8 protein-coding genes are annotated in these 12,962 nt (G+C 62.8%); 3 read left to right on the top strand and 5 right to left on the bottom strand.

Features of this window, described 5'->3' with window-relative positions:
• Positions 1-435 precede the first annotated feature (435 nt).
• The 3 genes from BGRAMDRAFT_RS20925 to mnmC form a co-directional block, all read right to left on the bottom strand.
• Positions 436-1,551 (bottom strand): YbdK family carboxylate-amine ligase, encoded by a 1,116-nt coding sequence (locus BGRAMDRAFT_RS20925; RefSeq protein WP_006050814.1) that lies wholly within the window; start codon positions 1,549-1,551, stop codon positions 436-438.
• A 127-nt stretch (positions 1,552-1,678) separates the two neighbouring features.
• Positions 1,679-2,884: a cation:proton antiporter gene (locus tag BGRAMDRAFT_RS20920; RefSeq protein WP_006050813.1), complete on the bottom strand. Its 1,206-nt coding sequence runs from the start codon at positions 2,882-2,884 to the stop codon at positions 1,679-1,681.
• 860 nt (positions 2,885-3,744) lie between these two features.
• Positions 3,745-5,763: a bifunctional tRNA (5-methylaminomethyl-2-thiouridine)(34)-methyltransferase MnmC2/FAD-dependent 5-carboxymethylaminomethyl-2-thiouridine(34) oxidoreductase MnmC1 gene (gene mnmC, locus BGRAMDRAFT_RS20915; RefSeq protein WP_006050812.1), complete on the bottom strand. Its 2,019-nt coding sequence runs from the start codon at positions 5,761-5,763 to the stop codon at positions 3,745-3,747.
• 414 nt (positions 5,764-6,177) lie between these two features.
• Between mnmC and BGRAMDRAFT_RS20910 the strand changes: the two genes are divergently transcribed.
• Positions 6,178-6,456 (top strand): HU family DNA-binding protein, encoded by a 279-nt coding sequence (locus BGRAMDRAFT_RS20910; RefSeq protein ID WP_006050811.1) that lies wholly within the window; start codon positions 6,178-6,180, stop codon positions 6,454-6,456.
• Between the two features lie 133 nt (positions 6,457-6,589).
• On the opposite strand, the gene BGRAMDRAFT_RS20905 is transcribed toward BGRAMDRAFT_RS20910, so the two are convergent.
• Both BGRAMDRAFT_RS20905 and BGRAMDRAFT_RS20900 read right to left on the bottom strand, forming a co-directional pair.
• Positions 6,590-7,954 (bottom strand): GTP-binding protein, encoded by a 1,365-nt coding sequence (locus BGRAMDRAFT_RS20905; protein WP_006050810.1) that lies wholly within the window; start codon positions 7,952-7,954, stop codon positions 6,590-6,592.
• 143 nt (positions 7,955-8,097) lie between these two features.
• Positions 8,098-8,544: a lytic transglycosylase domain-containing protein gene (locus BGRAMDRAFT_RS20900; protein ID WP_006050809.1), complete on the bottom strand. Its 447-nt coding sequence runs from the start codon at positions 8,542-8,544 to the stop codon at positions 8,098-8,100.
• A gap of 515 nt (positions 8,545-9,059) precedes the next feature.
• Here BGRAMDRAFT_RS20900 and gspD point away from each other — a divergent pair.
• Positions 9,060-11,405, top strand: coding sequence for a type II secretion system secretin GspD (gene gspD, locus BGRAMDRAFT_RS20895; protein ID WP_006050808.1), 2,346 nt, complete (start codon positions 9,060-9,062; stop codon positions 11,403-11,405).
• Positions 11,402-12,961: a type II secretion system ATPase GspE gene (gspE, locus tag BGRAMDRAFT_RS20890; RefSeq protein WP_006050807.1), complete on the top strand. Its 1,560-nt coding sequence runs from the start codon at positions 11,402-11,404 to the stop codon at positions 12,959-12,961. Before gspD ends, gspE begins: the two co-directional genes overlap by 4 nt.
• Position 12,962 lies beyond the last annotated feature (1 nt).

Genomic DNA, 12,962 nt, shown 5'->3' with positions numbered 1-12,962 from the left:
GTCTCTAACTATCTCAAAAATTCACCGCCTTGCAAGCCGAAGCGGTTAAGACGACATTCTATGCGAGAGCGGCGAATCGTACAGCTAAGTTATCCAATGCAATCTGTGGATAACCGTGGGACAACATCAGGGATGACATGTGCGCCGATTCTTGATAAGCACCCGCGTCCACTTGTGAGTCCTTAAGTTGTCCTCGTTTACCGCCGGCCACGCACTGCTCACCGGCCTACTTATGGTTTACGCAGCGCCTTGACTTTGCAGGGAATTATTCAGTTGTCCACAGTCGGCGGCGATGCTTGTTAACTACTACTACGTTTGTATACGTACTTATTGGAAAAACCTTAAGGGCCCCGAACTGGAAAATTTTAACGACGAAAAAAAACCCGCGCAGGCGGGTTTTCTTACTGTTGAACACAAGCGACACCGTTCGGCCGATCACGCTCGCCACTTCAGACACTGTTGCCGGACAGCCTCATGCAGCGACTTTTCCTGTTCGACGACGCCTCTTAGCCACGTTGCATCGTTGATCTGACCGCGCGCAATCGCGCCGATCTCGGCAAGCGCATGGCCCGAGCCCAACGCGTCGCCGTGCGGCGCGATGAGATCGAGCGTCTCGAGAATGTCTTCCGAAATCGTCTTGCGCTCGCCTGTCTGCGGATTGATGCAGGTTCCGGCAAGACCGAAACGGCATGCCTCGAAGCGGTTGAACGTGTAGACGAGGTAGTCGTCTTCGTGCGGCGTGATCGGCTTGTCGAGCAGCAGATGGCGCGCAAGCGTCTGGATGTAGCAGGCAATCGCCGCGGCGCGATCGACGGAAAGCGGCGTATCCATCACGCGTACTTCGATGGTGCCGAAGCCCGGCTTCGGCCGGATGTCCCAGTAAAAATCCTTCATGCTGTTGACCACGCCCGTATGGACCATCTTCGAGAAATATTCCTCGAAGCTGTCCCACGTCAGCACGAACGGCGCGCGGCCCGATAGCGGAAACGCGAACACGGAATTCAGGCGTGCCGAATGAAAGCCGGTGTCCACGCCCTGCACGAACGGCGACGATGCGGACAACGCAATGAAATGCGGAATGAAGCGCGACATGGAATGCAGCAGGAACAGCGCGCTGTCCGGATCGGGGCAGCCGATGTGCACATGCTGGCCGAATACGGTGAACTGCTTCGCGAGATAGCCGTACAGCTCGGAAAGGTACTGAAAGCGCGGCGTATCCACGATCTGCCGCTCGCTCCATTGCTGGAAAGCATGCGTGCCGCCGCCGCACAGGCCGACGTTCAGATGATCGGCTGCGGAAACGAGCGTGTCGCGAATCTTGCGCAGATCGGCGAGCGCCTGTTCGTGGTTCGTGCAAATGCCGGTGGACAGCTCGATCATGCTCTCGGTGATTTCCGGCGTGATGTTGCCGGGGATCTTTTGATCCTTGACGAGGCGCAGCAGATCGGAGCCGGCTTTGGTCAGATCATAGTCGTGCGTATTGACGATCTGCATCTCGAGTTCGACACCGAAAGTGAACGGCTTCGAATCGATGAAGGGTTCGAGTGACATGGCGTCCCCTGAGTGAGGTCGGCCGGACGGTTGTCGTAAGCCCGGCCGTTTCTTGAAGCGAATAAATTTGAATAACGTGTGGCTTGCAGCGCGGAGCGCTCACGGTCGCTTACGAGCGCTTAACCGCTTACTCTTCGCGCCGCTCGGCGACCAGCGCGAGGCTGCGATAAACGAGCCACGGCCCGAGAATCTGCAGCACGACAATCGAACACATCATGATCGCCCGCAATTGCGGATCGAAATTCGGATACAGGTTGTACGTATCGTCGACGAGCAGATAAGCCAGCGCCGACATCGGCGAGAGCGACAAACCGAGCGCCATGCCCTGTTTCCAGTCCAGACCGCTCGGCTTTGCAAACGCAAGCACGCCGACGAGTTTCGCGACGAGACGCGCAACAATCAGGCCCAGCGCCGCAACGCCGCCGAGCGCAATGTCTTTCCATTCAAACGAAGTGAGCGTCAGCACGAACAGAATCACCGTGAGAAGCCAGCCGGCCGTGCCGAAATGCCGCGGCCACAACTGCGGCCGAGCCTCCAGATTCTTCACGATGATGCCGGCGGCGAGCAGCGCGAGAATGGTCGACAGCTTGAACAGATGCGCGACCGCGATGGCCACCAGAATCAGGCCGAATAGCGCAACGAACGAATGCTCGTCCTGCATGTTCAGCCGGCGATAAAAGAACGTGCAGGTGCGCGCGAGCAGATAGGCGAGCACGAGCGAGCCGACCAGCAGATAAAGCGGCTGCAGAATGGTCGCGAAAACATTGCCATACGCTTCCTGATGCAGCCAGCTCGACACGAGCTTTTCGATCACGACCGCATACATGCTGTTCAACGCGGTCAGCGTCAAAAGACGCTGCGTGACCTGACCTTCGGCGCGAAGCTCGGTCTTGAGCTGAATCACCATGGCCGGCGAAGTCGCCATCGCGATGGCGGCCAGCACGGTTGCAACCATCAGCGGCACGTTCAGAAACAGCAGCACGGGCAAAACGAGGGCGAAAGTCAAAGTGGCTTCCGCGACGCTCGACATCACGAGCCACGGATTACGACGGATCCAGCGCAGATCGAGCCGGCTGCCGAGTTCGAACAGCAGCAAGCCGAGCGCAACGTCGAGCAAGGGCCGCGCGGCTCTCGCCGATTCGGCATCGATCACGCCCGAGCCGGCCGCGCCGGCAATCAGACCGATGACCGCATAGCCCGAAATACGCGGCAAGCGCCACGCGCGATAGCACAACTCGCCGCACAAGCCCGCGGCGAGCAAGGCGAGACCAGCCCAAAAAATGGCGTCGGGTGAAAGCGGCCAGGCTGGAAAAAATGAAAACGCCGAATTCATCGTTATGGGTTCTCCTTTGCAGCAACGGCAGATCACATGAACCAGCATGAGCCGGCGCGAACACCGGCGAGCGGGTGGGCGCAAGACGCGGGCCACTGTCGCAATCGCTTCGCGTGATCCGCGTTGCGGGTTTTCAACGATCGGATGATTCGAACGCGCCGCAGTCGCAGGGAGCTCGGCGCATTCAGGGGTGCGGCCGTAGCAACCGGCTCGGCACGGTGAAAGAACGCCGTCGACGTTGAATCAGATTCTGATTGAACGGGACCGTTCCATTGCAGCGGGTACCGCAGGAGGCCAGGCACCACGCGGAAAAGAACGGCGATTGTGCCATAGCTTTTTTAGCTTCGACCGAAAAGACACGAACATGCAGGCAAAACGGTAAGAAAGTACTTCATCTTCGCGAGATGTGGAAAAAGCGACCGTTTTGAAGCTCGCGACGCCTGGATTGCTGGCTTGTTCCAGTACCCGTCGATGGAGTCTGCACCATCTACGTGTGCTTTTCAGGACAGCCGCTAGCACACGGGTTGAATGCGTCGCCCGATCTGTGCGGTGGCGCACGGTCCAGCTCGGGCCTTGCTGTTTACGTGTTTACTGTATGTATACGTAGTAGCAGTTAACAAGCAGCCCGCTTTTCTGTGGATAACCCCGGTTTACCGAAGCGAATCAGCGGATTGCAGACTTCATAACCGGATGCACAGCATGTGCGGCGACGCCGGGTAGTCGCGGGTAACTTTCGGCGAAATTCGACGGCGCTCGAGTTACCCCGTTTACGTCCACAACGGTTCCACATGAGTTGCGCTAGTAAACAACGTGGTTATCCACAATTTGCGGTGGATAACCGCGCTGCGCACCGCCAAGAGTTAACTGATGACGCCGCCTTGCCGCAAAGTGCGCAGCAGGAAGCGCGCAGGGTCGATGTCTTCGGCGAGATCGCGTTCGAGCGGCAACGGCTCGCCTTCGATCTGCGACGCGATCAGTTCCGCGCCAAGCGCCGCCCACACGAGACCGCGCGAGCCGTAGGCAAAGGCGCTGTAGAGACCGTCGACGCGCGGCAGATCGAGCGGCCACGCACCGCGCAGGCGTTGCGCGTTGTGTGCGGCGAGCGCTTCGTCGGCGAGGTTGCCGATCATCGGCATGCGGTCGCTTGTCACGCAGCGGAATGCGACGCGGCCGGTCAGCGCATGACCCGATGCCGCGGCATCGCCGCGCCCGACAACGCTCACGAACGCGGGCAGCATCTGCGCGACGCGCTCGATGTTTTCCAGATGACCGGCAGGACGAAGCGACGTTTGAGCGTCGTCGAGTTCGTAAGTCGCGCCCGTCAGCGTGACGCCGCCGGGCAGCGGTATCGCATAACCTTCGCCAATCACCGGCAACTCCAGCGACGGCGCCGCGCCCGGCGGCAGCAAAGTGAGCTGGCCGCGGATGCTGCGAGTCGGCGCGTGACGCAAACCGGCAATGCGCGCCGCGTCGTGAGCGTTGGCGACGATCACGACCGGCGCACGCGCGAGCACGTCGCCGGCCGCGTCGAATACCAGCCACTGATCGCCCGAGCGCTCGAGACGCGCGGCTTCGACGCCGAAGCGCCGCTCGAGCAAATCACCGGCGGCGGCGCATTGCGCGGCGCAAAGCGAGGCCGGGTCGATCCAGCCGCCGTGCGGGAAGAACCAGCCGCCGCGCGCGAGCGGTGTACCGGCGAGTTTTTGCGCGTCGTCGGCGGAGACCGGCGTGACGAATTCCGGCGGATAGCGCAGCGCGGCGATGGCTTCGCTCATCGCGTGGGCTTCGTCGGCGTTTTCGGCGATTTGCAGCAGACCCGAGCCGCCGCGCAGCGGCGCGTGGCCGAGCCGTTCGAGCGCCGTCCAGCGTCTTAGCGCGTATAAAAAGCCGGCGCGCGTGACGCGCGACGCGACGCTGTCGTCGCGCGAGATCATCGGGTGGAATACGCCGGCCGGATTGCCCGACGCGTCTTGCGCGACCGACGCATGCCGCTCCAGCAAAGTCACGCGCCAGCCGCGCGCGGCGAGCCGCTCGACCATCGCGCATCCCGCGAGACCGCCGCCGATCACGACCGCATGCCGTTCGCGAGGCGTGAGCGGTCCGAGCGATCCGAGCGCTCCGAGTGGTCCGAGTGGCGAGGGCGGCTCATGACGGCGCACGCGCCAGCGAGGCGCGAAGCGGCCGACCAGCATCGCGCGCTTCCAGCCGAAACCTTCGACCTTCCGATACTCGAAGCCGCATTGAGTCAGCGCCCGCTTGATGTCGCCGGCGCTCGTGTAAGTGGCGAAGGTCGCGCCGTCGTCCGCGAGCCGCGCAAGCGACTTGAAGATGGCGAGCGTCCAAAGCTCCGGATTTTTGGCCGGCGAGAAGCCGTCGAGGTAAAACGCGTCCGCGCGCAGCCTGAGATTCGGCAAGCTCTGCTCTGCGTCGCCGAAAACGAGTGTGAGAACCACGCGCCCGTCCTCGAATTCCAGCCGATGCGTGCCCGGCACGAGCATCGGCCAGTCGTTCGCGAGCGTGTCGGCGAGCGCGGCAATCGACGGATCGGCAATGGTCGCGGCGTACGCGCGGCGCAGATCGGCGAGCGCGAACGGATGCTTTTCCGTCGAGACGAAATGGAGCCGCTCGCAACGCGACGGGTCGGCGCGCCAGGCGGCCCACGTCGTGAGGAAGTTGATGCCCATGCCGAAGCCCGTCTCCAGCACCGTGAAAATGCGCCGGCCTTGCCAGCGCTCGGGCAGCGCATTGCCGCGCAAGAAAACATGGTCGGCCTGCTCGAGACCGCCGACGGCGCTGTGATAGATGTCGTCGTAGAGAGGCGAAAAAGGCGTGCCGTTGTCCCGGAACGAGAGGACGGCTGGGATCAGCGGATCGGTCATGCGCGACGCAAAGTGAGGCCCCAACAAGCGGGTCCAACGTTACCGCCAGCGCGCGCGGCTCGCCGGGCGGCGAAATAGACGCGCCGAGCGTTGGCAAAAACCAACGTCAAAGCCCCGTCCACACTGGGTTTCGGGCTTCTCAGCGAGGCCGGATCAGCAAAAAGTGCCGTTTCCTTGCTGTATCTGTTCCAAAACCGCGTAATTCTTCGAAACCCTTGTCCTGATTGGGTTTGCGCTGCGCTATCATAGCAAGCGCCGCGAAGGGAGCGGCAGCACGGCCGACGGACACTCGCTGTCCGGCGCTTTTGATCTGGAGGGGCTCCGGAGCCGTAGCTGCTCGACGGCGCGGCGCGCGCACGTATAATCGGCGCGTTCGCGCTGTTCGTGTCAACCTAAACTCAGAAAGGAACCTTAATGAACAAACAGGAACTGATCGACGCTGTCGCAGGACAGACGGGCGCCAGCAAGGCTCAAACCGGTGAAACGCTGGACACGTTGCTTGAAGTGATCAAGAAGTCTGTGTCGAAGGGCGACGCGGTCCAGTTGATCGGCTTCGGCAGCTTTGGTTCGGGCAAGCGCGCAGCGCGTACAGGTCGCAACCCGAAGACGGGCGAAACCATCAAGATTCCGGCCGCAAAGACCGTCAAGTTCACGGCAGGCAAGGCGTTCAAAGACGCAGTCAACAAGCGCTAAGCAGATTACTGCCAGGCAGTTGACACCCGCCAACGGCGGGTTTTTTTTCGTCTTTTGCGTTTGGAGGGGGCGCGCCGCGGCGGGAGTTTGCGGCGCGCGTGGTTGCTACTGTCGACGCAGTTGAAAGAGCCGCTTAGTCGTGGCGATGTGCTGTTCCGCCGTGGCCGTGGCCATCGTGATCATGGTCGTCGTGGCCGTGATCATGATCATGATGATGACCGTGATCATGTCCGTCATGATCATGATCGTCGTCGAAGTCCCACGCCGGAAACGGATCGGCGAACTGTTGCCAGCCTTGCGGTCCCACTGCGTACTCGTCGTCGGTCAGCAGGCACGCGTCGAACTTCGCCGACCACAGCGCCGCGTCGATGCCGACGCCGATCATGGCCAATTCCTGGCGACGGTCGCCAGTGCTGACATCGTCCGGCGCGCCATACCAGTCGGCGGCAATTTCGGCGGCTAGCTCGTCATCGGCATCGGGCCATTCGCTGCGGTCCTGAGCCGCCCACCACATGCCTGCGGGACCGTGCCGGCAAGCGCCGCCCGCCTGCGACAGCGAACCGGCGATGTCGTTACGCGTCGCGAGCCAGAAGAAACCCTTGCTGCGCAAGACGCCCTTCCACTCCTCGTGCAGCAACGCCCACAGCCGCTCCGGATGGAATGGACGGCGCGCGCGATAAACGAAGCTGCCAATGCCGAACTCGTCGGCTTCGCTGCGATGGCCGTGGCCGCGTTCGTCTACGTGCTTCTCGGTCTGGTTGAGCAACGCGATCGCGCCGGGAGCGTTCGCCGTCTCGTCGAAATCGAAGCGGTCGGTGTTCACGATCTGTTCGAGCGGCACGGCGCCGAAGCGGCTCACCACTTGCACCGCGCGCGGGTTGATGCGCGCGAGGATGCGTTGCAGGCGCGTCAGCTCGTCGGCGGTCACGAGGTCGGCCTTGTTCACGACCAGCACGTCGCAGAACTCGACCTGCTCGATCAGCAGTTCCACGAGAGTCCGGTCGTCTTCGTCGCTCGCGGCGATGCCGCGTTCGGCGAGCGCATCCGCGGAGCCGTAGTCGTGCAGAAAACTGGCTGCGTCGACCACCGTGACCATCGTGTCGAGCCGCGCGAGCTCGGCGAGCGGCGCGCCGTCATCGTCATCGTCGGCGAAGGCAAAAGTCTCGGCGATCGGCATGGGTTCCGCCACACCGGCCGACTCGATCAGTATCGCGTCGAAGCGCTTTTCGGCAGCCAGCCGTTTCACCTGGGCGGGCAGATCGTCGCGCAGCGTGCAGCAGACACAGCCGTTCGATAGTTCGACCAGGTTTTCTTCGCTAGGCGACAGCGCGGCCGGATCGCGCACGAGCGTCGCGTCGATCTTGACGGCGGCGAGATCGTCGACGATCGCGGCGACGCGCAAGCCGGCGCGATTCGCGAGGATGTGATTCAGGAGCGTGGTCTTGCCGGCGCCCAGAAAACCGGAGAGCACGGTGACGGGCAGTGGCGGCTGGTTCATCGCAGTACGAAAATCGGGAGGATTGGAAGGCGTGCCGGGCGCCGCATTGCTGCGCGAGTCTAGCCGCGGTCCAGCGGACGCTCGAGCGCCGGCGGCAGCACGAAGCCGCATTGTGCATCAAATCGGAAACGGCGAGCGGTCGATCAGCGTGACGCCGGCATCAGGTTCCACTTGCGTAGAATTGCGGCGATCTGTTGAGCGTACTTGTCGCGCAGTGCGGGCGTCTCGGAGTGATAAGCGCCGATGGCTTGCCATGTATTGCCGTACTTGTTCATCTGCCGGCGCAGATGCCACGCGGCGATGTACACGTTCTTGCAGGGCTCCATCAGCGTGCCTTGCGAGATCCCGTATTGCGCGAGCGTGGGCAGATGAATCGAGTTGATCTGCATTACGCCGTAGTCGGTCGAGCCGTTTGCATTTTTGTGCTGCGCGTCCGGACGGTTATGCGACTCCTGCCAGGCGATCGCACGCAGAATCAGCGGGTTCACTTTCTGATATTTCGCGGCTTCGTCGAAGCAATCGGCGCGTGCCGTCCCGGCCGAAGCCAAGATGGTAATTCCTGCCAGAAAGGTGACGAAGCTTCGTTTCATCGGTCAAGACGACTGGGGCAGACCGCAAGGGTAAGGGATCGTAAGGGCTCGTATCAGCCATTGTTCAGCCGGGACTAGCCGGTAAGCGCAATCTGGCCGGGGCATTGACGGAAGATGCGGGAAAACCCGTGTTCGCAACGGCGATCCGACGGCTTTAACGGCTCGTATGATACCGGCAGGCCGTGACCCGTCAAGTTGGCTAACAGACATAAGAGCGCGGAAACACTAGGTTTTCTTGCCGCTTTCAGTCCGCAGTGCTTTCGCTTTCAAGGCCCGCCGAGCGGGCCCGAACGTTTAGGGAAACTCACTGAGGCTTTCCTTTTGTGACAAATCCGACATGAAAAACTGTTACTGTTCCTTCTTTTCGGACATCGGATGGCCAGCATTTTAGGGCGGCTTTCGCCCACCTGGCCCGCCGGCAGACCGACCGGCGGTTTGCTCCCCTGTCCGCGCTGCATGACCGCCGGCGGCCTGCGCTGCCGGCATCGACATTACATTCCATGAGAAGAAATCGTATGGCTTTGCGTCGCGTCGCAACGGCGTTGTTGTTGGCTGGCTTGATCACTGCGCAGACCGCACAGGCGCAGGTGACATTGAACTTCGTCAACGCCGATATCGACCAGGTCGCGAAGGCGATCGGCGCGGCGACCGGCAAGACAATCATCGTCGACCCACGAGTCAAAGGTCAGTTGAATCTCGTGTCGGAAAACGCGGTGCCCGAGGATCAGGCGCTGAAGACGTTGCAATCCGCGTTGCGCATGCAGGGCTTCGCGCTCGTCCAGGATCACGGCGTACTGAAAGTCGTGCCCGAGGCCGACGCCAAACTGCAAGGCGTGCCGACCTACGTTGGCAATTCGCCGAGCGCGCGCGGCGACCAGGTGGTCACGCAAGTGTTCGTGCTGAAGAACGAATCGGCGAATAACCTGTTGCCGGTGCTGCGTCCGCTGATCTCGCCGAACAATACCGTGGCCGCTTATCCGGCCAACAACACGATCGTCGTCACCGACTACGCGGACAACGTGCGCCGTATCGCGCAGATCATCGCCGGTGTGGATACGGCGGCCGGTCAGTCGGTGTCCGTCGTACAACTGAAGAATGCAAACGCGCTCGACATTGCCACGCAACTGAACAAGATGCTGGACCCGGGCGCGATCGGCAGCACGGACGCCACGCTGAAAGTGTCGATCACGGCGGACCCGCGCACGAACTCGCTGCTGATCCGCGCGTCGAACGGCGCGCGTCTGGCCGCCGCGAGAACGCTCGCGCGCGAACTCGACGCGCCGACCAGCATGCCGGGCAACATGCACGTGGTACCGCTGCGCAACGCCGAGGCAACCAAGCTCGCGAAGACCTTGCGCGGCATGCTCGGCAAGGGCGGCGAAGGCGGCTCGGCGGGCGGCGGCAACGACGCCAACGCGTTCAACCAGAATGGCGGCGGTGGCGGAATTGGCGGCAACAATTCGACGGGCACTTCGGGCACGCCGCCGCTGCCCTCGGGCGGACTGAACAACAGTTCGTTGTCCTCGCCGATGGGTGGCGGCGGCGGCGCGGGCGGCTACGGCGCGAACGGCGGCGGTCAATCCGGCGGCCTGCTTGGCGGCGACAAGGACAAGAACGAGGACAATCAGCCGGGCGGCATGATCCAGGCGGACTCGGCGACGAACTCGCTGATCATCACAGCGTCGGAGCCGGTTTACCGCAATCTGCGCGCGGTGATCGACCAGCTCGACGCGCGCCGCGCGCAGGTCTACATCGAGGCGCTCATCGTCGAGCTGAACTCGAACACGAGCGGCAACCTCGGCATTCAATGGCAGGTCGCGAACAACTCGATTTTTGCCGGCACGAACCTCGCCACGGGTTCGAGCAACAGCATCATCAACCTGACGGCGGCTGCTGCGGCGGCGGGCGCAGCGGGCGCGACCGGCGGTCTCGCCAACGCGCTCGGCTCAGGTGTTCAGCAGGGCTTGAACGTCGGCTGGATTCACAACATGTTCGGCGTGCAGGGACTCGGCGCGTTGCTTCAGGCGCTGTCGCAGACCGCGGACGCCAACGTGCTGTCCACGCCTAACCTGATCACGCTCGACAACGAGGAAGCGAAGATCGTCGTCGGTACGAACATACCGATTCAGACCGGTTCGTATTCGAATCTGACGAGCGGCAACGCGAGTTCGGCGTTCAACACGTACGACCGCGTGGATGTCGGCCTGACGCTGCACGTCAAACCGCAAATCACCGACGGCGGCATCCTCAAGCTTCAGCTTTACACTGAAGATTCCGCCATCGTGAACGGCACGACCAACGCGACGACCAACCCGGCCGGCCCGCAGTTCACCAAGCGCTCGATCCAGTCGACCGTGCTCGCCGACAACGGCGAAATCATCGTGCTCGGCGGCCTGATGCAGGACAACTACCAGGTCAGCAACAGCAAGGTGCCACTGCTTGGCGACATCCCGTGGATCGGTCAGTTGTTCCGTTCCGAGCAGAAGAACCGCAACAAGACGAACCTGATGGTGTTCCTGCGTCCGGTCATCATCGGCGATCGCGATACCGCGCAGGCTGTCACGTCGAATCGCTACGACTATATTCAAGGTGTGCAGGGCGCGTATCGTCAGGACAACAATCTGATGAAGGACAACGACGATCCGGTGGTTCCGCCGAAGCCCGTCGGCCCGAGCCAGGGCGGTTCGACGTTGAACCTGTTCGACCTCGACCAGATGCGCCGTCAGCAGATGCAGCCGCCGCAGCAGCAAACTCAGCCGGGCTCGGCCGCGCCGACAACGCCGCCCGCCACGAACGGCGCTGTGCAAAGTAATCCGGTGCCGGTCGCACCGTCCACCGTATCGCCAGGAGCCAAGCCGTGAGTACGCCGTCCATGCCGCCGTCAGCCTCAACGTCGCCGGCATCGTCGCGAGCCGCCGAGATTGCCTCGGCGGCGATGACAGAGCAAGCGGACCACGCCGAACGCGCGGCGCCGTCGGCGATTGCCGCGCGGCTCGTGCCCTACGGCTTCGCGCGCAGCGGCCAGATTCTGGTCGCGCATCAGCACGCCGACAGCCTCGAAGTCTGGATCAGCGAGCGCACCAGCGAGGCCGCGCTCGCCGAAGTCGCACGCAACTTCGGCGCGGTGTCGGTGGTGCGTCTTCCCGCCGACGAACTCGCGCAAGCGATCAACCAGGCCTACGCGCGCCAGGACGGCAGCGCGGCTCAGGTGGTCGGCGAAGTGGAAGGCGAAGTCGACCTCTCGCGACTGATGCAGGACATTCCCGAAGTGGAAGACCTGCTGGAATCGGAAGACGACGCGCCGATCATCCGCATGATCAACGCGCTGCTCACGCAGGCCGCGCGCGAGCACGCGTCGGATATTCACATCGAGCCGTTCGAGACTTCTTCTGTGGTGCGTTTTCGCGTCGACGGCACGCTGCGCGATGTCGTGCGTCCGAAAAAAGCGCTGCATGGCGCGCTGATTTCGCGGATCAAGATCATGGCGCAGCTCGACATTGCCGAGAAACGTCTGCCGCAAGATGGCCGCATCACGCTGCGCGTGGGCGGTCGTCCGGTCGACGTGCGGGTGTCCACGCTGCCGACAGGTCACGGCGAGCGCGCCGTGCTGCGTCTGCTGGAAAAAGACGCGTCGCGCCTGAATCTCGAAGCGCTCGGCATGGGCGCGGACACGCTCGTCAAGTTCGACAAGCTGATCGGCCGGCCGCACGGCATCGTGCTCGTGACGGGCCCGACGGGCTCGGGCAAGACGACCACGCTGTATGCGTCGATGTCGCGGCTCGAAACCGCGACCACCAACATCATGACGGTCGAAGACCCGATCGAATACGACCTGTCGGGCATCGGCCAGACGCAGGTGAACGAGCGGATCGGCATGACCTTCGCGCGCGCGCTGCGCTCGATTCTGCGGCAGGACCCGGACATCATCATGATCGGTGAAATCCGCGACCTCGAAACCGCGCAGATCGCCGTGCAGGCTTCGCTCACCGGCCACCTCGTGCTGGCGACGCTGCATACCAACGACGCCGCCTCCGCCGTCACGCGTCTGACCGACATGGGCGTCGAGCCGTATCTGCTGGCGTCGTCGTTGCTCGGTGTGCTGGCGCAGCGGCTCGTGCGGCGGCTGTGCCCGGTATGCCGCGAAAAGCGTGTCGAGGAAGACGGGCGCGTGCATTGGCATCCGGTCGGCTGCGACAAGTGCGGTCAATCGGGCTATGCGGGCCGGCGCGGCGTGTATGAACTGCTGCTTATCGACGACGAAATCCGCGCGCTGATTCACCGCAATGCATCGGACGCCGAAATTCTCACGGCCGGCCGCGCGCAAGGCATGCGCACACTGCGCGAGGACGCGGATCGCTGGCTCGCTTCCGGGCTGACGTCGCTTGAAGAAGTGATTCGCGTGACGGGCGGAGCTTAAG

Source organism: Paraburkholderia graminis C4D1M, assembly GCF_000172415.1.
In the GTDB taxonomy this organism is placed as follows: domain Bacteria; phylum Pseudomonadota; class Gammaproteobacteria; order Burkholderiales; family Burkholderiaceae; genus Paraburkholderia; species Paraburkholderia graminis.
Note: the sequence above shows the minus strand (reverse complement) of the source record. Positions and strands in the feature narration are given on the sequence as shown.